Annotated in this window: 1 protein-coding gene; it reads right to left on the bottom strand. The window is 74.4% G+C overall.

What is annotated here, in order from left to right; all coding sequences use genetic code 11:
- Positions 1–7: 7 nt before the first annotated feature.
- Positions 8–22,834: a type I polyketide synthase gene (locus AW270_RS40890; RefSeq protein ID WP_061289076.1), complete on the bottom strand. Its 22,827-nt coding sequence runs from the start codon at positions 22,832–22,834 to the stop codon at positions 8–10.
- Positions 22,835–22,845: the final 11 nt, after the last annotated feature.

The following is a 22,845-nucleotide window of genomic DNA, read 5'->3' as shown; positions in this document are numbered from 1 at the left end:
CAGCCCCTCACGACTTCCCGAACTCTTTTTGGATGATGTCGAACAGGTCTTCGGCCGAGACCTCGTCAAGCTCGTCGCCGTCGTCGGCGGCCGCCGCGCCGGTCCAGCGGGCCAGCAGCGCCTGGAGGCGGGCGGTCACCTCGTCGCGTTCCGCGCCGTCGGGGCTCAGTCCCGTCAGGGCCCTTTCGAGGCGGCCGACCTCGTCGAGCGCGGTCGCCGAGGCGGCCGGGAAGAGCTCCGCGGTGAGCCGGGCGGCCAGGGCCGCCGGGGTCGGGTGGTCGAAGACGACCGTCGCGGGCAGCCGCACCCCCGTGGCGGCGTAGAGGTTGTTGCGGAGGTCGACGGCGGCCAGGGAGTCGAAGCCCATGTCCCGGAACGCCCGTCCGGCGTCGACGACGTCGGTGGCCGAGTGGCGGAGCACGGCGGCCACCTGGGCGCGGACCAGGTCGAGCAGGGCCTTCTCCCGCTCGGCGGCGGTCAGCGGGGTGAGCGTCTCGACCAGCGACGATCCGCCGGCGGCGGTGTCGGCGGCCAGGGCGTCGAGGGTCTCGCGCACCTCGGGCAGGTCGCCGAGCAGGGGGCTCGGGCGGCCGGAGGTGAAGGTGGGCGCGAACCGGTCCCAGTCGACGTCGGCGACGGTGATCGTGGTCTCGTCGCGGCTGAGGGCGTGCCCGATGGCGGCCACGGCCGACGCCGGGGACATGACCCGCAGGCCCTGCCGCAGCAGGTGCTCCTCGATGCCCTCGGAGGCGGCCATCCCGCCCTCGGCCCAGGGGCCCCAGGCGATGGAGGTGGCCGACAGGCCCCGGGCGCGGCGGCGTTCGGCGATCGCGTCGAGCGCGGCGTTGGCGGCGGCGTAGGCGGACTGGTATCCGCTGCCCCAGACGCCGGAGATCGAGGAGAACAGCACGAACGCGTCGAGCGGGGTGTCGCCGAGCAGTTCGTCGAGGACGCGCGCGCCGGTCACCTTCGCGCCGAGCACCTCGGCGAAGATCCCGGGCGTGGTGTCGGCCAGCAGCGAGTGGTGGCCGATCCCGGCGGTGTGCACGACCGCGTCCGGCGGATACTCGGCGAGCAGCCGGGCGACCGCGTCACGGTCGGCGACGTCGCAGGCCACCACGGTCGCGCCAAGTTCGGCCGCGAGTTCGGCCGCGCCCGGTGCGGCCGGGCCCCGCCTGCTGGTGAGGACGAGCCGTTCGGCGCCGTTGGCGGCCAGCCATCGGGCGGTGTAGGCGCCGAGGGCGCCGGTCCCGCCGGTCACGATGACGGTGCCGCGCGGCCTCCACTCGCGCTCGGCCGGGACCGAGGGCGCGCGCAGCACCCGGCGGGCGAACAGGCCCGACGGCCGGATGGCCACCTGGTCCTCCGAGCCGGTGAGCACCGCGCAGAGCTGCTCGAAGTCGCGGTCGCCCGGGTTCGGCGGCAGGTCGATCAGCCCGCCCCACCGGCCCGGCATCTCCAGGGCGGCGACCCGGCCGAGCCCCCAGACCTGGGCCTGCTCGACGTCGGGGGCGGCGTCGCCGCGTTCGGCCGCCACGGCGCTCTGGGTGACGGCCCAGATCCGCGCGTCGGCCACCTGCGTGAGTCGGGCGGTGTCAGCCGGCCCGAGCAGGGAGATCACGCCGTCGCAGCCGCCGACGGCGGGCACCTCGCCGTCGTGCAGGAGGATCGTGCGGGTCCGCGCGCCGTGGTCCTCCAGAGCCTGGACGATCTCCGCCACCACCCCCGACCCGGTCCGCGCCACCACGGCCCACTCGCCGGGCAGGTAGGCGGTGTCGGGTCCGGAGACCGGCTTCCACGTGACCCGGTAGCGCCAGGCGTCGGCCGGGTCGGTCCGCCGGGCCCGCCAGGCGGCCACCGCGCCGCGCAGCCCGTCGACCTCGATGTCGAGCTCTCCCGCGAGGCCCGCGAGGTCGGCCGGGTCCCAGAACCCGGTCTCGCCGGAGGCGGCGGGCTCCAGCCAGTGGCGCTGCCGCTGGAAGGCGTAGGTCGGGAGGTCGACGCGGCGGGCGGCGTACCCGTCGAAGACCGCCTCCCACGAGGGGCTGACGCCGTGGACGTGCAGCCGGGACACGGCCGTGATCAGCGTCTCGACCTCGTCCTGGCCCGAGCGGAGGGCGGGGACGAGCACCGTGTCGTCGGCGCGTTCGCTGAGACAGTCTGCGGCCATCGCGGTGAGCACGGCGTCGGGCCCGATCTCCAGGAACGCGGTGACCCCGTCGGCCTCCAGCGCCTCGACCGCCTCCCGGAACCGGACTGCCTCCCGGACGTGGGCGACCCACTGGTCGGCGGTGACCGGTCCGGTGAACCCGATGACGGGCGGGTGGAAGGTGAGGTTGTCGATGGCCCGGCGGAAGTCGGCGAGCATCGGGTCCATCAGCCGGGAGTGGAAGGCGTGCGAGACCTTGAGCCGCTTGGTCGTCGGGAACCGGGCCGCCTCGGCCAGCACGGCGTCCTCCGGCCCCGAGATGACCACCGAGCGAGGCCCGTTGACGGCAGCTATGTCGACGTTCCCGGAGATGTCGCCGGGTTCGGCCTGGACGGCCACCATCGCCCCACCGGCCGGGAGCGCCCCCATCAGCGCCGCCCGCGCCGCCACCAGCGCGCAGGCGTCGTCGAGCGAGAGCACCCCGGCGACGTGGGCGGCGGCGAGTTCGCCGACCGAGTGCCCGGTGACGTGGTCGGGCGTCAGGCCCCACGACTCGACGAGCCGGTAGAGGGCCACTTCAAGGGCGAACACGGCGGGCTGGGTGAGGGTGGTCGCGTCGAGCCCGTCGCCGGACGCGACCGCCTCGGCCAGCCCGGGGAAGCGTCCGCGGACCTCGTCGTAGGCGGCGGCGAAGACGGGGAACGCGGCGTGCAGCCGCGCGCCCATCCCGGCCCGCTGCGAGCCCTGCCCGGTGAACAGGAACGCGAGTTTGCCGTCGGGCCGCGCGACGCCCCGGATCGCCGACGGGTCGCCCTGGGCGACGGCCGCCAGCCCGCCGATCAGGTCGTCGTGGGTCGAGCCGACGACGACCGCCCGGTGGTCGAGCGCGCTGCGCGTGGTGGCGAGCGAGAGGGCCAGGCCGGGCGCGGGGTCGGCGCCGGCGAGGTGGGCGCGCAGCCGGGCGGCCTGCGCCTTGAGCGCCTCGGCGGTCTTCCCCGACACCACCCACGGCTGCACCGGAAGCGCGCGGCCCTCGGGCTCGTCGGACGCGGCGGGCGCCTCTTCGAGGATCGTGTGCGCGTTGGTGCCGCTCACCCCGAACGACGACACCCCGGCCCGGCGCGGACGCCCGGTGACCGGCCACGACCGCCGCTCGCGGAGCAGTTCGACCCGGCCGGCGGTCCAGTCGACGTCGGCGGACGGCGGGTCGGCGTGCAGGCTGGCGGGCAGTTCCCCGCCGCGCAGCGCCATCACCATCTTGATCACCCCGGCGACGCCGGAGGCCGACTGGGTGTGCCCGATGTTCGACTTCACCGACCCCAGGTAGAGCGGCGTCTCCCGGTCCTGGCCGTAGGTCGCCAGCAGCGCCTGGGCCTCGATCGGGTCGCCGAGCCGGGTGCCGGTGCCGTGCGCCTCGACCACGTCGACGTCGCGTGAGGTCAGACCGGCGTTGGCGAGCGCCTGCCGGATCACCCGCTGCTGCGAAGGCCCGTTGGGGGCGGAAAGCCCGTTGGACGCGCCGTCCTGGTTGACCGCCGTCCCGGCGATGACGGCGAGGACGTGGTGGCCGTTGGCCCGCGCGTCGGACAGGCGCTCCAGGAGCAGCATGCCCGCGCCCTCGCCCCAGCCGGTGCCGTCGGCGGCGTCGGCGAAGGGCTTGCAGCGGCCGTCGGCGGCGAGCCCGCCCTGGCGGCTGAACTCGACGAACGCGTCGGCCGTGGCCATCACGGTCACGCCACCGGCCAGCGCCAGCGAGCACTCGCCGCGCCGCAGCGCCTGCGCCGCCCAGTGGAGCGCCACCAGCGACGAGGAGCAGGCCGTGTCCACCGTGACGGCGGGCCCTTCCAGTCCGAGCGTGTACGCCACCCGTCCGGAGATCACGCTCGTCGCGTTGCCGGTGAGGAGGTAGCCCTCGGCGCCCTCGGAGGTGTCGCCCCGGCCGTAGTGCGAGGTGGCCGCGCCGACGAACACGCCGGCCTGGGTGCCGCGCAGCGACGCCGGGTCGATCCCGGCCCGCTCGATCGCCTCCCACGCCGTCTCCAGCACGAGCCGCTGCTGCGGGTCCATCGCCATCGCCTCACGCGGCGAGATGCCGAAGAACCCGGCGTCGAAGTGGTCGGCGTCGTAGACGAAACCGCCTTCGGCGGCGACGCTGCGGGCGGCCAGGCCGTCGAGGTCCCAGCCCCGGTTCCGGGGGAACGGCCCGAGGGCGTCGGTCCCGGCCAGGACGAGCTCCCAGAGCTCCTCCGGGGTGCGCACGCCGCCCGGGAACCGGCAGCTCATCGCGACGACGGCGATCGGCTCGTCGTTCTCGACGGCGGCGGCGACCGGCGCGGCCGGGGCGCCGACGCCGAGGATGTGGTCGGTGACGGCGGCCGGGGTCGGGTGGTCGAAGACGAGCGTGGCGGGCAGCTTCGTCCCGAGCGCCGCGCCGATCTTGTTGCGGAGCTCGACCGCGGTGACCGAGTCGACGCCCAGCTCCTTGAAGGCCCGGCCGGGCGGGATCGCGTCGACCGAGGCGTGCCCGAGCACGTCGGCGGCCTGCCGCCGGACCAGCGCGAGCAGCGCCGCCCGGTCGAGGGTCACCTCGGCGGCCTCGTCGGGCCCGGCTCCGGCGAGCGCGGCCCGCACCTCGGGCAGGTCGGCCAGCAGCGGGCTCGGGCGGCCGGAGGTGAACGAGGGCGCGAACCGCTCCCAGTCCATGTCGGCGACCGCCATGAAGGTCTCGTCGGCCGCCATGACCTGCTGCAACGCGGCTAGCGCGAGCTCGGGACGCATCTCCAGCACACCCCGGCGGCGCAGCTCGTCGCCGACGTCGCCCGTGGTCATGCCGCCGTCGGCCCACGCGCCCCAGGCGATCGAGGTCGCCTTGCCACCGCCCGCGCGGCGGTGCTGGGCCAGCGCGTCGAGGTAGGCGTTCGCGGCGGCGTAGGCGCCCTGGCCGCCGCCGCCCCAGACGCCCGAGTTGGACGAGTAGAGGATGAACGCGTCCAGGTCAGGGAGGAGCTCGTGCAGGTGGAGCGCGCCCGCGACCTTGCCGGCGAAGGTCTCCGCGAAGATCTCGGGCGTGGTCTCGGCGATCGGAGCGGGCCGGGCGACCCCGGCCGTGTGGACGACGGCGTCGATGTGGTGCGCCGCGACCAGTTCCTCGACCGCACTGCGGTCGGCGAGGTCACAGGCGACCACGGTCGCCGGGAGCTCCGCCATGAGCTCGGCCGCGCCGGGCGCGTCGGGCCCCCGCCGCGAGACCAGGATCAGCCGCTCGGCCCCGTTGCTCACCAGCCAGCGGGCGACCTGCCCGCCGAGCGCGCCGGTCCCTCCGGTGACCAGGACGGTGCCGCGCGGCGTCCAGCCGCCGGAACCGGCGGGCTTGGGGGCGTGGACCAGGCGGCGGGCGAACACCCCGGCCGCGCGGATCGCGACCTGGTCCTCGTCCCCGGCCAGCACCGCGACCAGGCGGGCCGCCGTCTTCTCGTCCAGTTCCTCCGGCACGTCGATCAGCCCGCCCCACATCCGCGGGTTCTCCAGGGCGGCCACCCGGCCGACGCCCCAGAGCTGGGCCCTCTCCGGGTGGTCGACCCGGTCCCAGACCGCCCCGGAGGTGACGACCCAGATCTTGGCCACCGGGTTCCGGACCGCGTCCAGCAGTTCGCCGATCGACGGGTTGTGCAGGATCACGCCCTGGAGTTCGCCCTCGGACGTGGTGTCGAGCGGCAGCTCCAGCGTCGCGGGGACCTGCCAGCGGCCGGTCGGAGCGCCGCCGACCTGCACGGGCTTCCAGGTGACGGTGTAGCGCCAGCCGTCGAGGACGGCCAGCTCGTCGCGGGTGCGCCGCCAGGCGGCCAGGGCCGGGAGGACCTCGTCGAGGGCCTCGCGGGAGACGTCGAGGTCGAGGTCGCCGGAGTCGACGGCCCGCCAGAACGCGCCGTCCTCGGCGACGGCCCTCCTCGTGACCGCCGGCCAGAAGCGGCGACCCTGGAAGGCGTAGGTGGGCAGGTCGACCCGGTTGCCGGTGATCCGCCAGTCGACCTCGGCGCCCTTCACGTAGGCCTCGGCCAGTGAGGCGCGGAAGCGGCCGAGGCCGCCTTCGCCGCGCCGCAGCGTGCCGGTCACCGCCGCGCCCGACTCCATCGCGTCGAGGGTCTCCTGGATGCCGACCAGCAGGCCGGGGTGCGGGCTGACCTCGACGAACGAGCCATACCCTCCGTCGGCCAGCGCCCGCACGGCGTCCTCCAGGCGGACCGTGCTCCGCAGGTTCCGGTACCAGTACTCGCCGTCCATCGTGGTCGTGTCGAGCCAGGAGGCGGTGACGGTGGAGAAGAACGGCACCGCGCTCACCTGCGGCGACAGCCCGGCCAGCAGGGCGAGCAACTCGTCGTGGATCTCCTCCACGTGATGGGAGTGCGACGCGTAGTCGACCGGGATGACCCGGGTGCGCGCCGTCAGCGACGAGCGGAGCTCCTCGATGGCCTCGACGTCGCCCGAGACGACCACCGACGACGGGCCGTTGACCGCCGCGATCGACAGGCGGTCGTCCAGGACGAGTTCCGAGGCGGGCAGCGCGACCGACATCATGCCGCCGCGCCCGGCCAGCGCCACGATCGCCTTGCTGCGCAGCGCCACCACGGCGGCGGCGTCGGCCAGGCTGAGCGCGCCCGCGACACAGGCGGCGGCGATCTCACCCTGCGAGTGGCCGACGACGGCGGCCGGTTCGACGCCGTAAGAGCGCCAGAGTTCGGCTAGAGAGACCATGACCGAGAACAGCACCGGCTGGACCACGTCCACACGGTCGAGCGAGCCGCCCCGGACCACATCCAGGAGCGACCAGTCGACGTGCGGTTCCAGAGCCGCCGCGCACTCGGCCATCCGCGCCGCGAACACCGGGGCGGTGTCCATCAGCTCGGCCGCCATGCCGACCCACTGGGAGCCCTGGCCGGGGAAGACCATCACGACCCGGTCGCCGCCGGGGACGACCGCGCCCTGGACGGTCTGGTCGCCCAGGTCGACGGCCCGGTGGTCGAAACGGGCTCGGGTGGTCAGCAGAGAGTGGGCGACGTCGGTCGTGCGGGGAAGGGTGGCGCGAAGCCGTACAAGACCTGCCTGGAGCGCCTCCGGCGAGCGGGCCGTCACGATGAGCGGGACGTCGGCCTCGGCGGCGGACGGGAGTTCCGGCTGGTCGTAGGACTCCAGGATGGTGTGGGCGTTGGTGCCGCTCATGCCGAACGACGAGACGGCGGCCCGCTTCACCGGCGAGGTCCAGTCGCGGGCCTCGGTGAGCAGCTCGACCGCGCCGCCGGCCCAGTCGACGTGGGGGGTGGGGGCGTCGACGTGGAGGGTCTTCGGCAGCACGCCGTGGCGCATCGCCATGACCATCTTGATGACGCCGCCGACGCCCGACGCCGCCTGGGTGTGCCCGATGTTCGACTTGAGCGAGCCCAGCCACAGGGGGTCGTCGCGGTCCTGGCCGTAGGTGGCGATGAGGGCCTGCGCCTCGATCGGGTCGCCGAGCGTGGTGCCGGTGCCGTGGGCCTCGACGGCGTCCACCTCCTGCGGGGCGAGGCCCGCGTCGGCGAGCGCCTGCCGGATGACGCGCTGCTGCGAGGGGCCGTTCGGCGCGGTCAGGCCGTTGGACGCGCCGTCCTGGTTGACCGCCGAACCCCTGATCACGGCGAGCACGGGGTGGCCCTGGGCGAGCGCGTCGGAGAGGCGTTCGACGACGAGCATGCCCGCGCCCTCGCCCCAGCCGGTGCCGTCGGCGGCGGCCGAGAAGGCCTTGCAGCGCCCGTCGGCGGCCAGGCCGCGCTGCTTGGTGAACTCGATGAACGCCGTCGGCGTCGACATCACGGTCACGCCGCCCGCCAGCGCCATCGAGCACTCGCCCCGCCGCAGCGACTGGACGGCCAGGTGCAGCGCGACCAGCGACGACGAACACGCCGTGTCGACCGTGACGGCGGGACCCTCCAGGCCGAAGGCGTAGGAGAGGCGGCCGGAGACGACCGCGCCCGCGTTGCCGGTGGCGAAGAAGCTGTCGGTCTCGTCGCCGCCGGTCAGCAGGGTCGCGTAGTCCTGGCCGTTGGATCCGGCGAAGACACCGGTCGGGGTGCCCTTGAGGGCGAGCGGGTCGAGGCCGGCGCGTTCGAACGCCTCCCACGAGGTCTCCAGCAGCAGCCGCTGCTGCGGGTCCATCGCGACCGCCTCGCGCGGCGAGATGCCGAAGAAGGCGGCGTCGAAGGAGGCCACGTCGTCGAGGAACCCGCCGTCGCGGGCCGACGAGCGGCCGGAGTGCAGGTCGTCGAGGTCCCAGCCACGATCGGCCGGGAAACCGGAGACGACGTCGCCGCCGCTGGCGACCAGGTCCCAGAGGGCCTCGGGCGTGGTCACGCCGCCGGGGTAGCGGCAGGCCATGCCCACGATCGCGATGGGCTCGTCGGCCGCTCTCATGATCGTCTCCACGGTGGGAGCCGCTCCGGCCAGGTGAGCGGCGAGCGCCGACGCGCTCGGGTAGTCGAAGACGAGCGTCGCGGGCAGCTTGAGGCCGGTCCCGGCGATCAGCTTGTTGCGCAGTTCGACGGCGGTGAGCGAGTCGAAGCCGAGCTCCTTGAACGGCCGGTCGGGCTCGATCGCCTCGGGCGAGGCGTGGCCGAGCACCGCCGCGGCGGCGGCCCGGACCAGGTGGAGGATCTCGCCGGGGCTCATCCCGGTCAGGCCGCCGCTCTCCGCGGACTCTTCGGTGATCCCGGCCTCGGGGACGCCGCTGAGCAGCGGGCTCGGGCGGCCCGACGTGAACGACGGCGCGAACCGGTCCCACCGCACGTCGGCGACGGTCACCGTGGGACGGCCGCTCTCGACCGCCTCGCGGAGCGCGGTGGTGGCCAGGCCGGGCGGCAGCCCGGTGAGGCCGCGCCTGGCCAGGTGGTCGCGGGCCTCGCCGTCGGCGGCCATGCCGATCTCGGCCCACGGACCCCAGGCGACGGAGGTCGCGGCCAGGCCCCGGGCGTGCCGGTCGCGGGCGAGGCCGTCGAGGAAGGCGTTGCCGGCGCTGTAGGCGGCCTGCTGCCCGCTGCCCCAGACGCCGGAGATCGAGGCGAACAGGATGAACGCGCCGACGTCGGGGAGCAGCGCGTCGAGGTTGGCCGCGCCCGTGACCTTGGCGTCGACGACCTGCTGGAACTCCTCCAGGGGCGTGCCGTCGAGCGGGGCCCGGTGGCTGACCCCGGCGGCGTGCACGACGGTGGTGACGTCGTGCCGGGAGACCAGGTCGGCGAGGGCGGCGCGGTCGGCGGCGTCGCAGGCGGCGAACGTCACCCGCGCGCCGCGCGCCGTCAGGTCGGCGGCGAGTTCGGCCGCACCGGGGGCCTCGGCCCCCCTTCGGCTGAGCAGGAGCAGGTGGTCGGTCCCGTTGTCGGCGAGCCAGCGGGCGACGTGGCCGCCGAGCGCGCCGGTGCCGCCGGTGATCAGCGCGGTCCCGCCGGGCCGCCAGTCGCGGGTCCTGACCGGGCGCGGGGCCCGGACGAGCCGCCGGGCGAACGTGCCGTCGGGGCGGACCGCGATCTGGTCCTCGCCGCCCGCGCCGAGGATCACGGGGAGGGGGTCGGCGCCGGTGGTGACGTCGATCAGGCCGCCCCAGCGGCCCGGGTGCTCCAGCGCGACGGCGCGGCCGAAGCCCCAGATCATCGCCTGGCCCGGATCGGTCTCGGCGCCGTTCGTCAGGATCCAGAGCGGGGCGGTGATCCCGGCGTCGCCGAGCGCCTGCACCAGGGTGACATGCTCGGCCAGGGTCCCCGTGGCGATGATGCCGTCGATCTCCCCGTACGACCTGAGCGCCTCCGCCAGCGCCTCGCGGTCGGTCGACGGGGTCAGGTCACGCAGCCAGGTGCCCGTGGCGGGGGCGGGCGCGGGGGTGAAGGGCGTCCAGGTGGTGTCGTAGCGCAGGTCGTCGGGGATGGCGTCGGCTTCGCGGGTCAGCCAGTAGCGCTCGCGCTGGAACGGGTAGGTCGGCAGGTCGGCCTTGGGGCCCTCGCCGAGGACGGCGGCCCAGTCGACGTCCTGCCCGGCCTGGTGGAGGCCCGCGAGCAGGTCGGCCACGGTGCCGGGACCGGGGCGGCCCTCGCGCAGGGCGCTGACCCAGGTGTGCGCGCCGGGGTCGTCGAGCGCCTGCTGGGCCATCGCGATCAGGGTGCCATCGGGGCCGAGCTCGGCGAAGCGGGTGACGCCCCGGCCGGTGAGGTGGCGGAGGTCGTCCCAGAACCGGACGGTGCCCCTGACCTGGCCGACCCAGTAGCCGGGGGTGTCGCCGCCCCGGAAGGCGATGCGGGCCGGGTGGTAGGTGACCGACTCGGCGACGCGGCGGAACTCGCCGAGCATCGGGTCCATCAGCGACGAGTGGAAGGCGTGGGAGACGGTGAGCCGCCTGGTCTTCTCGAACCGGGCGGCCTCGGCGAGCACGGCGTCCTCGGGCCCGGAGATGACGACGGATCGGGGGCCGTTGACGGCGGCGATGTCGACATTTCCCGAAATCTCGCCTGGCGTCGCTTGTATGGCGACCATCGCGCCGCCCTTCGGGAGCGCCTGCATCAGCGCGGCCCGCGCGGCGACCAGCGCGCACGCGTCCTCCAGGGTGAGCACGCCCGCCACGTGGGCGGCGGCGAGTTCGCCGATCGAGTGGCCCGCCACGAAATCGGGGGTCACCCCCCACGACTCCAGCAGCCGGAACAGCGCCACTTCGAGGGCGAAGATCGCGGGCTGGGTGTGCCCGGTCTCGTCGAGGCCGTCGCCGGTGCGGACGATCGCGTCGAGGTCGAGCCCGACCAGCCCGGCGATCCGGTCGAAGGTCTCCGCGTACACGGGGAAGACCCGCAGGTCCCGGCCCATGCCGACGCGCTGGCTGCCCTGGCCGGTGAACAGGAACGCGAGCGAGCCCGGCCTGGTCGTCGCGGCCTCGGAGGCGGCCAGGGCGCGGAGGCCGTCGGCGTCGTGGACGACCGCGCGGTGCTCGTGCGTGGCCCGCGACGCCAGCGCGCGGGCGACCGGGGTCAGGTCGCCCTCGGCGTACGGGACCAGGGAAAGGGCCTGCGCCCGCAGCGCCGGGAGGGTCCTCGCGGAGAGCACCAGCGGCACGATCGGCGCGTCGGCGGCGGCCGGCGCGGCCTGTTCCGGGGCCTGTTCGAGGATCGTGTGGGCGTTGGTGCCGGAGATGCCGAACGACGACACCGCCGCCCGCCTGACGGCCGAGGTCCAGTCGCGGGCCTCGGTGAGCAGCTCGACGCCGCCCTCGGCCCAGTCGACGTGAGGGGTGGGCGCGTCGATGTTGAGCGTGCGCGGCAGCACGCCGTGGCGCATCGCCATGACCATCTTGATCACCCCGGCGACGCCGGCGGCGGCCTGGGTGTGGCCGATGTTGGCCTTGAGCGAGCCGAGCAGGAGCGGCTCCTCGCGGTCCCGGCCGTAGGTGGCGAGCAGGGCCTGGGCCTCGATCGGGTCGCCGAGCTTGGTTCCGGTGCCGTGGGCCTCGACGGCGTCCACGTCCTGGGGCCGCAGGCCGGCGTCGGCGAGCGCCTGGCGGATGACCCGCTGCTGCGAGGGGCCGTTCGGCGCGGTCAGGCCGTTGGACGCGCCGTCCTGGTTGACGGCGGTGCCCCGGACGACCGCCAGCACCGGATGCCCGTTGGCGGTGGCGTCGGAGAGCCGCTCGACCAGCAGCACGCCCACGCCCTCGCCCCAGGCGGTGCCGTCGGCGGCGGCGGCGAACGGCTTGATCCGCCCGTCGGGGGCCAGCCCGCGCTGGCGGCTGAACTCGGTGAACATGCCCGGGTCGGCCATGATCGCGGCGCCGCCCGCCAGCGCGATCGAGCACTCCCCCGACCGCAGCGACCGGACCGCCAGGTGCAGCGCCACCAGCGACGCCGAACAGGCGGTGTCGACCGTGACGGCCGGGCCCTCCAGCCCGAACGTGTACGCGATGCGCCCCGACGCCACGCTCGTGGTCGTGCCGGTCAGCAGGTGGCCCTCGACGCCCTCGGGGACGCGGGTGAGGCCGGTGGCGTACCCGTGGGAGCTCAGGCCGATGAACACGCCGCCCGGCGTGCCCTTCAGCGTGGCGGGGTCGATCCCGGCGCGCTCGAAGACCTCCCACGAGGTCTCCAGCAGCAGCCGCTGCTGGGGGTCCATCGCCAGCGCCTCACGCGGCGAGATGCCGAAGAACCCGGCGTCGAACGCGGCGGCGTCGTCGAGGAACGCGCCGCTCTGGACGTAGGTCGCGCCCTGCCGGTCGGGGTCGGCGTCGAACGGGACCGCCCACCCCCGGTCGGCCGGGAAGCCCGACACGGCGTCGCGCTCCTCGGCGACCAGCCGCCACAGGTCCTCCGGCGAGGCGACCCCGCCCGGGAACCGGCAGGCCATGCCGACGATGACGACGGGATCGTCGTCGGTCACTGTGGACCGGACCTCCACCTCGGGGGTGTCGCCGCCGGTCAGCTCGGCGGCCAGGGCGGCCGGGGTCGGATGGTCGAAGACCAGCGTCGCCGGGAGCCGCAGGCCGGTGGCCGCGTTGAGGCGGTTGCGCAGCTCGACCGAGGTGAGCGAGTCGAACCCGAGCTCCTTGAAGGTGCGGTCGGGCTGGATCGCCTCGGGCCCCGAGTGGCCCAGCACGGCGGCGGCGTGCTCCCTGACCAGGTCGAGCGGGTCGGTCACCCGGGCGGCCTTCGCGGCGACCGCGCGGCGCGGCGCGACCTTGAACACGCCCTGGAGCAGCGGGGGCACCTGCCCCGACGCGACGACCGACGGGTCGAGCTTGAGCGGCAGCAGATGTGCCTCCGGCCGGGCGACGGCCCGGTCGAACAGCGCCAGCCCCTCGTCCGGGGGCAGCGGCGCGATGCCGGCCCGCGCCATCCGCCGCACGTCCGTCGCGTCGAGCGTCTCGCCCATCCCCCCGGCCCACAGCCCCCAGGCCAGCGAGGTCGCGGCCAGCCCCTGGGAGCGCCGGAGCTCGGCGAGGGCGTCGAGGGAGGTGTTGGCGGCGGCGTAGTTGCCCTGCCCGGCCGTGCCGAACGCGGCGGCGGCCGAGGAGAAGAGCACGAAGAGGGGGATGTCGCCGAGCAGTTCGTGCAGGTGGAGGGCCGCGTCGAGCTTCGGCCGGCGGACGTGCTCCAGACGCTCCGGGGTGAGCGAGGAGATCACGCCGTCGTCGAGGACGCCCGCGGCGTGCACGACGCCCCTGATGTCCTCTTCGGCCACGAGGGCTTCGAGCTGGGCGCGGTCGGTCACGTCGCAGGCGCGGGTGCGGACACCTTCGAGGGCGGTGCGGCCGGTCCGGCTGACGAGGAGCAGGTCGGTGTAGCCCTGGTCGAGCAGGTGGCGGGCCAGCAGGGTGCCGAGCGCGCCGGTGCCGCCGGTGATGAGGACCGTGCCGTCCCTGTCGACCGGCTCGGGGACCCGCAGCACGACCTTGCCGATGTGCTTGGCCTGGGAGACGAACCGGAAGGCGTCCCGTGCCTCGCGCACGTCCCACGCCCTGACGGGCAGCGGCGTCAGCACGCCCGCCTCGAACAGGCCGAGAAGCTCGGCGAGCAGTTCGCGGATGCGGTCGGGCCCGGCCTCCGACAGGTCGAAGGCGCGGTAGCCGTCGCCGTCCCGGATGTCGGTCTTGCCCATCTCCAGGAAGCGCCCGCCCTCGTTGAGCAGGCCCATCGAGGCGTCCACGAACTCGCCCGCGAGGGCGTTGAGCACGACGTCGACCTGGGGGAACCGGTCGGCGAAGTCGAGGGTGCGGGAACTGGCGATCCCGGCCAGGCCCTCCAGCACGTGCTGCTTGCTCTCGGACGCGGTTCCGTAGATCTCCGCGCCGAGGTGGCGGGCGACCTGCACCGCGGCCATGCCGACCCCGCCGGCGGCGGCGTGGATCAGCACCTTCTCGCCCCTGCGGACCGCGCCGAGGTCGGTGAACGCGTACAGAGCGGTGAGGAAGACGATCGGGATGGACGCCGCGACGTCGTAGGACCAGCCGGCGGGCATCGCCGCCAGGAGGCGGCCGTCGGTCACGACCTGGGGGCCGAAGCCGCCCTGGGCCATGCCGAACACCCGGTCGCCCGGCGCGAACGGCGTGTCCGCGCCCGCCTCCAGGACCACACCGGCGACCTCCGCGCCGAGCAGGCCCGCCTCACCCGGATACATGCCGAGCGCGTTGAGCACGTCGCGGAAGTTCAGCCCCGCCGCCCGGACGCCGACGCGGACCTCGTGGGGCGCGAGTTCGGGCGCGTCGACCGGCAGGAACGCGAGGCCGTCGAGGGTGCCCTTCTGGGTGATCTCCAGCCGGTGGGGCCCGTCGGGGAGTTCGAGACCCGGTTCGACGCGGGCCAGCCGCGCCACGAAGGCCTGTCCGTCGCGGAGCCTGATCTGGGGTTCGTCCAGCCGCAGCGCGTCGTCGAGCGGGGTGCCGTCGGTGTCGACGAGCACGAACCGTCCCGGCGTCTCCGACTGCGCCGACCGGATGAGGCCGCGCGACCCGGCGGTCGCCAGGTCGTCGCCGTGGCCGACGAAGACGAGCCGCTCCGGCCGGTCCCACTCCTGGAGCCGGGCGAGCGTGCGCTCCGGCCCTTCGAGCTCGACCACCACCGACGGGATCGCCTCGGCCGCCGGAACGGCCGCCGGCCGCCAGTCGATCCGGAACAGCGAGTCGCTCCGCCGCTCGGCGGAGACGGCCCGCAGCACCAGGTTGCCGATCGAGACGACGGGCCGCCCCGCCGGGTCGGCCGCCTCGACGGCGATCGACTCGGGCCCGGTCCTGGTCAGCCGCACCACCAGCGTGGACGCGCCCTCGGCGTGCAGCGCGACATCGGTGAACGAGAACGGCACCATCCCGCCCCGCGCGCCCTCCCCCAGCAGCCACGCCTGGAGCGCGGCGTCGAGCAGCGCGGGATGCAGCCCGAACCCCTGCGTGTCCTGGGGGCCGCGGATCTCGGCGTAGACGTCGTCGCCGTCCCGCCAGGCCCGCGTGACACCCTGGAACGCCGGCCCGTAGCCGAAGCCCAGGCCGGTGAGATCGTCGTAGAAGGTGGTCACGTCGACCGGCTCGCCCGCGCGCTCGAACGGCCGGGCGGCGACGGGCGTGGGGCTGAACGTGCCGGAGACGTGCCGGGTCCAGGCGTGGGAACCGTCCGCCCGCGCGTGGACGGCGAAGGCGTGCCGCCCGTCGTCACCCGCCGGAGCCACGACGACCTGGACCTCGGCGGCCGGGTCGATCACCAGCGGCGCCTCGACGGTCAGGTCGTCGACGACGGCGCACCCGGCGTGGGCCGCCGCCTGCACCGCGAGCTCGACGAACCCGGTCCCCGGGAACAGGACCGAGCCGTTCACGACGTGGTCGGCGATCCAGGGGTGTTTGCGGAGCGAGAGCCTGCCCTGGAGGAGCAGGCCGCCGTCGGCCAGCTGGACCGGGGGGTCGAGAAGGGGTCGGCGCGGCCAGTAGTGACGGCCCTGGAACTGGTAGGTGGGGAGGTCGACCCTGGTTCCTTCGAGGTGCCAGTCGACGGCGGTGCCGGAGGCGTGGACTTGTCCGAGGCCCTCGTAGAAGGCGGTGACCTCGTCGCGGTCGGGCTTGGCCAGCGGGATCCAGAGGTGGTCGCCGGAGGCCATCGCGGTGAGGACGGGGCGGGGTCCGACCTCGACGAACCGGGTGACGCCCTCGTTCTCCAGCCAGGTGATGCCGTCGTGGAACCTGACGGTGTTCCTGACATGGGCGACCCAGTATTCGGGGTCGGTCACGTCAGCGCCGACGATCGGGATCTGGGGGGTGTTGAACGTGAGCGTCGTGACGACCCGGCGGAAGTCCTCCAGCATCGGGTCCATCAACGAGGAGTGGAACGCATGACTCACGGAGAGCCGCTTGGTCTTCTCGAACCGCGCGGCCTCCGCCAGCACCACCTCTTCCGGCCCCGAGATCACCACCGACCGAGGCCCGTTGATGGCGGCGATGTCCACGCCGGGCGAAATTTCGGTAGATGCGGCCTGGATGGCCACCATCGCGCCGCCGCGTGGCAACGCCTGCATCAACGAACCCCGCGCTTTCACCAGCGCGCAGGCATCATCCAGAGACAGCACCCCCGCCACGTGAGCGGCGGCGATCTCACCCACTGAGTGACCGATCAGGAAGTCCGGCCGGACACCGAAATGCTCCAGCAACCGGAACAACGCCACCTCGAACGCGAACAACGCCGGCTGCGTGTTCCCCGTCTCATCCAGCCCCTCACCCGAAGCGACGACCTCCGCCACCCCGAGCCGCACACAGATATCGGAGAACACCTCCCCGAACACCGGGAACGCCGCCGACAGCCCGACCCCCATCCCGGCCCGCTGCGCACCCTGCCCGGAGAACATCACCGCCGTCCGCCCCGCCACCGGCCCGGCCGCGACCAAAGCCGACAGCCCGGTGATGAAGTCCCCCACGCTCCGCCCCACCACCACAGCACGCCGCTCCAACGACGCCCGCAACGACAAAGAGAAAGCCACATCCACAGGACTCAGACCCGCGACCACCCCGGCCAAAGCCTCAGCCTGAGCCCGCAACGCGGCATCATCCCTGGCCGACAGAACCCAGGGAACGACCGGACCGTCACCGACCGCCGCACCCGGCAGGGACAGCTCATCGCCAGCCTGCGCGGCCGGCATCGACAGAGCACCGCCCGACCCTGCGACCGGGGCAACCGGCTCACCGGTGGGCGACCCGATCCGCGCGGCCGACTCGACGCCCGACGCCACCATCGGCATGACCGGCTCGTCGGCGGACCCTGCGCCCGACACGGTCGATCTCGACGCAGCGATCGGGCCCACCAGCTCGACGCCCGACCCTGCGACCGGGACGACCGGCTCACCGGTGGGCGACCCGATCCGCGCGGCCGACTCGACGCCCGACGCCACCATCGGCATGACCGGCTCGTCGGCGGACCCTGCGCCCGACACGGTCGATCTCGACGCCGCGACCGGCTCCTCGCGCCACTCCTCGATGATCGTGTGGGCGTTGGTGCCGCTGATGCCGAACGACGAGATGCCCGCGCGGCGCAGCCCTTCCGTCGCGGGCCAAGCAGTGTGAGTAAGGGCGAGGTCGATGGCGCCGGACGTCCAGTCGACGTGGGGGGAGGGTTCGTCGAGGTGGAGGGTTCGGGGGACCTGGCCATGCCGGATGGCCTGGACCATCTTGATGATCCCGGCCACGCCGGCCGCCGCCTGCGTGTGGCCGATGTTCGACTTGATCGAACCCAGCAAAAGCGGCGTCTCGCGGTTCTGGCCGTAAGTGGCGAGGAGGGCCTGCGCCTCGATCGGGTCGCCCAGCCGCGTGCCCGTCCCGTGCGCCTCGACCACGTCCACGTCGGCCGCCCGCAAACCGCCACTCGCCAGGGCCTGGCGGATCACCCGCTGCTGCGACGGCCCGTTGGGCGCGGTCAGACCGTTGGACGCGCCGTCCTGGTTCACGGCCGAGCCGCGCACGACCGCGAGGACCCGGTGGCCACGCGCCTGCGCATCGGACAGACGCTCGACCACGAGGACGCCGACGCCCTCGCCCCAGCCGGTCCCGTCGGCCCCGGCCGCGAAGGCCTTGCAGCGGCCGTCGGCGGCCAGGCCGCCCTGGCGGGCGAACTCCTCGAACAGGCCGGGTGTCGACATGATGGTCACGCCGCCCGCCAGAGCCAGGTCGCACTCCCCCTGCCGGAGCGACTGGACCGCCAGGTGCAGCGCGACCAGCGACGACGAACACGCCGTGTCGACCGTGACGGCGGGGCCCTCGAAGCCGAAGCTGTACGCGATCCGGCCCGACACCGCCGACGCCGCCGCGCCGGTGACGGCGTAGCCCTCCGCGCCGCCCAGCCCGTCGAGGAGGGTGCCGTAGTCCTGACCGTTCGTGCCGGCGAAGACACCCGTGCGGGTGCCCTTCAGGGCGTGGGGGTCGAGGCCGGAACGTTCGAGCGCCTCCCACGACACCTCCAGCAGGAGCCGCTGCTGCGGGTCCATCGCGACGGCCTCACGCGGGGAGACGCCGAAGAAGGCCGCGTCGAAGACCCCGGCTCCGTCCACGAAGCCGCCGGTCTGGGCGTAGGTGGTGTCGGCGGGGAGGTCCCAGCCCCGGTCGGCCGGGAAGTCGCCGAGGGCGTCGCGGCCGTCGGCGAGCAGGTCCCACAGGGCCTCGGGCGAGGTGACGCCGCCGGGGAACCGGCAGCCCATGCCGACGATGACGATCGGGTCGTCGTCGTCGCGCGCGGCCGCACGTGTCTCCTCGACGGGGTTGTCGTCGCCGGTCAGCGCGGCCGCCAGAGCTGCCGGGGTCGGGTGGTCGAAGATCAGGGTGGACGGGAGGCGGCGGCCCAGCGCCGTGCTGAGACGGTTGCGGAGTTCGACGGCGGTGAGCGAGTCGAACCCCAGCTCCTTGAACGTGCGGGAGACGTCGACGGCCTCGCCGGAGGCGTGCCCGAGGACGGCCGCGACCTGGTCGCGGACCGACGCCGCCAGCGCCCTGGCCCGGTCGGGGCCGGACAGCCCGGCCAGCCCGCCCGAGGGCGCGGCGGGCGCGGTGAAGGCGGCCAGCAGCGGGCTCGGACGGCCCGAGGTGAAGGCGGGCGCGAAGACGTCCCAGTCGACGTCGGCGATGGTGACGACCGTGTCGCCGTGGTCGACGGCCTGCCGCAGCGCGGCCACCGCCCGGCCGGGGTCGAGCCCGGCGAGGCCGCGCCGGCGCAGGATCTCCCCGGCGGGGCCGTCGGCGGCCATGCCCCGCCCCGCCCACGGGCCCCAGGCGATCGACGTGGCGGGCAGCCCCAGCGCGTGGCGTTCCTCGGCCAGCGCGTCGAGGGCGGCGTTGGCGGCGGCGTAGTTGGCCTGGCCGGGCGTCCCGAAGGTCGCCGCGATCGAGGAGAACAGCACGAACGCCTTCAGGCCGGACGTGAGTTCGTGCAGGTGGCGAGCCGATTCGGCCTTGGCCGTGAGGACCCTCGCCAGCCGTTCGGGGGTGAGCGTGTCGATCAGCCCGTCGTCGAGGACGCCGGCGGCATGGATGACGGCGGTCGGCGGATGGTCGGCCAGCAGCGCGGCCAGCGCGTCCCGGTCGGTCACGTCGCACGCGACGACGGCGACCTCGGCCCCCAGCGCGGTCACCTCCGCGGCGAGGTCGCCCGCGCCCGGGGCGTTCAGACCCCGCCGCCCGGCGAGCACGAGCCGGGGCGTGCCGGTCGCCGCGAGCGACCGCGCCAGATGCGCGCCCAGCGCCCCGGTGCCGCCCGTGATCAGCACGGTCCCGTCGAACGCCCCGCCGTCGACCGGCGGCGCCCCGAGGGGAACCCGCTCGACCCGGCGCACGAGCACACCCGAGGCCCCGATGACGACCTGGTCCTCACCGCCCGCGAGCACCGCCCGCAGCCGGATCCGCGCCCGCGCGTCCAGCACGTCCGGGATCTCGACGAGCCCGCCCCACCTCTCGGGCCGCTCCAGCGCCGCCACCCGTCCGAACCCCCAGACGGCGGCGTCCCTGGTCAGGCACCACAGCGGCGCGTCGACGGCTTGGAAGAGCGCGAGCACTTCCTGTACGTCGTCCAGCAGCGAGACCACCCCGGTGAACTCGCGGCCGTCGGTGTCCTGGATCGAGGCGGCGTACACGGTGGAGCCGGGGAACACCTCCCGCAGCCCGTCGGGAAGCGGCCCGTCGTGGACGACGAGCCAGTTCCCGATGAGCTCCGGCGCGGGCCCGTCGGCGAGTGGCCGCCAGACCGCCCGATAGCGCCAGTCGTCGATGACGGCCTGCTCCCGGTGCCGCCGCCCCCAGGCCGCGACGGTCTCCACGTCGCCCCGCTCGACCGCCTCCCAGAAGGCGGGCTCCAGCGGCTCGGCCCTGCCCACCGACTCCAGCCAGTACGTCTGGCGCTGGAACGCGTAGGTCGGCAGCTCGACCTGTTCGACGTCCCGCCCGAGAAAGGCCTGCTCCCAGACGACCGGCACACCCTTGGCGTAAAGGGACCCGAGCGCGGACAGCAACGCCTCGCTCTCCCGGCCCTTCCTGCACGCCGGTACGCCGTCCTCCACCAGCGCCGACAGCACCCCGTCGGGCCCGATCTCCAAGAACAGATCAGCGTCCGCCCCCGCCACACCCTCCGAGAACCTGACCGTGGCCCGGACATGCTCCACCCAGTAACCCGGATCGGTGAAGTCCGCATCCGGCCCCACCATCGAGATCAACGGGATGCGCGGCGCGTGGAACGTGAGGCCCTCGATCCGCGCCCGGAACTCGCCCAGCATCGGCTCCATCAACGACGAATGGAACGCATGCGAGACCGTGAGCCGCTTGGTCCTCTCGAACCGCGCCGCCTCCACCAGCACCACATCCTCAGGCCCCGAGATCACCACCGAGCGAGGCCCGTTGATGGCGGCAATGTCGACGTTTCCCGAAATTTCGCCTGGCGCGGCCTGTAGGGCGACCATCGCCCCACCCCGGGGCAACGCCTGCATCAACGACCCACGCGCCTCCACCAGCACACACGCGTCACCCAGCGAAAGCACCCCCGCGACATGAGCCGCGACGATCTCCCCCACCGAATGCCCACCCACCGAATGAGCCACCACACCGAAGGACTCCACCAGCCGATACAGCGCCACCTCGAACGCGAACAACCCCGCCTGCGTGAACCGCGTCTCATCCAGCCCAACACCCGAAGCCACGACATCAGCCAGCCCCGGAAAGAACCCGCAGACCTCGTCATAAGCAGCGGCGAACACCGGGAAATCCCGGTAAAGCTCGGCCCCCATCCCCGCCCGCTGCGACCCCTGCCCGCTGAACAGCACCCCGAGCCGCCGACCACCAGCGGCAGGCCCCCCGTCGACGTCCAGCAGACGGGCCAGCACCTCATCCCGGTCACGCCCGACGACAACGGCCCGGTTCTCCAGCACCCCCCGCGTGGTGACCAGCGAATACGCGATGTCCCCCAGCGGGAGATCGCCCCGCTCCTCAAGGAACCCCCGCAACCGCACAGCCTGCGCCCGAAGCCCTTCGGCCCCCCGCCCAGAGATCACCAGAGGCCAGGGCGCAGAGACCCCCGAGGCCTCATCGCGACCTGCCGCGTAGGCCCCAGCCGCCCCGGTTCCAGTCGCTTCAGTTCCAGTCGCTTCAGTTCCAGTCGCTTCGCTCCCGCCAGCCACCGTTCCAGCGACTCCGGCCCCATCGCGGCCGGCTACAGCTGAGGCGTCCCGCACGGATGCCGGCTGCCCGGTCGTGCCGGCCACGGCGGGTTCCCGCCCCCCAGCGACGTCACCCCCGGCCGAGGTCTCGGCGTCCCCGGTCCCGGGGGCTGATTCGAGGATCAGGTGGGCGTTCGTGCCGCTGATGCCGAACGACGACACCGCCGCGCGGCGCGGTTCGCCGGTCTCCGGCCAGGCCGTCGGCTCGCGGAGGAGTTCCATGGAGCCCGCCGACCAGTCGACGTGCGGGGTCGGCTCGTCGACGTGCAGGGTTTTGGGGAGGAGGCCGTGGCGGAGAGCCATGACCATCTTGATGACGCCGCCGACGCCGGCCGCCGCCTGGGCGTGGCCGATGTTGGACTTCAAGGAGCCCAGGTGGACGGGGCGGTCGCGGTCCTGGCCGTAGGTGGCCAGCAGGGCGCCGGCCTCGATGGGGTCGCCGAGGCGGGTGCCGGTTCCGTGGGCCTCGATCGCGTCGACCTGGGTCGCCGCGAGGCCCGCGTCGGCCAGGGCCAGGCGGATGACGCGCTGCTGCGAGGGGCCGTTCGGGGCGGTGAGGCCGTTGGAGGCGCCGTCCTGGTTGACGGCGGAGCCCCTGATCACGGCGAGGACCCGGTGGCCGTGGGCGCGGGCGTCGGAGAGACGCTCCAGCAGGAGCATGCCGGCGCCCTCGCTCCAGCCGGTGCCGTCGGCGGCGGCGGCGAAGGAGCGGCAGCGGCCGTCGGGCGAGAGGCCGCGCTGGCGGCTGAACTCGACGAAGATCTCGGGGGTGGCCATGACGGTGACCCCGCCCGCCAGGGCCAGCGAGCACTCTCCGGCGCGCAGCGACCGGACCGCCATGTGCAGCGCGACCAGCGACGACGAGCACGCCGTGTCGACCGTCACCGCCGGGCCCTCCAGGCCCAGGGTGTAGGCGACGCGGCCGGACACGACGCTCGGCGTGGTCCCGGTGAGCAGGTGGCCGTCGAGCCCTTCGGGCTCGCGGAAGCGCAGCGCGCCGTAGCTCTGGGTCACCGCGCCGACGAAGACGCCGGTCCGGCTCTCCTTCAGCGACGCCGGGTCGACGCCGCCGCGCTCCAGCGCCTCCCACACGGTCTCCAGCAGCACCCGTTGCTGCGGGTCCATCGCCAGCGCCTCGCGCGGGGAGATGCCGAAGAACGCCGCGTCGAAGTCGCCCGCGTCGTGCAGGAACCCGCCCTGGCGCACGTAGGTCGTGCCGGAGCGGGACTGCGAGGGGTCGTACAGGCCGGGATCCCAGCCGCGTCCTTCGGGGAACGCGGTGATGGCGTCGCCCTCACCGGCGACGAGCTCCCACAGCTCCTCCGGTGAGGTGACGCCGCCGGGGAACCGGCACCCCATGCCCACGATGGCGATCGGCTCGCGCTCGCGGTCCTCCAGGTCCCGCAGGCGCTGCCTGACCTGCTGGAGATCGCCGGTGACCCGCTTGAGATAGTCGCGCAGGCGCTGCTCATTGCTCATCTGGTGTCTCC

Source organism: Herbidospora cretacea, from assembly GCF_001570605.1.
In the GTDB taxonomy this organism is placed as follows: Bacteria; Actinomycetota; Actinomycetes; order Streptosporangiales; family Streptosporangiaceae; genus Herbidospora; species Herbidospora cretacea.
The sequence above is the reverse complement of the archived record's forward strand: the minus strand, read 5'-3'. Positions and strand labels throughout refer to the sequence as shown.

Coding starts and splice junctions, on each gene's coding strand:
- AW270_RS40890 (WP_061289076.1), bottom strand. CDS start 22,834: ATGAGCAATGAGCAGCGCCTGCGCGACTATCTCAAGCGGGTCACCGGC.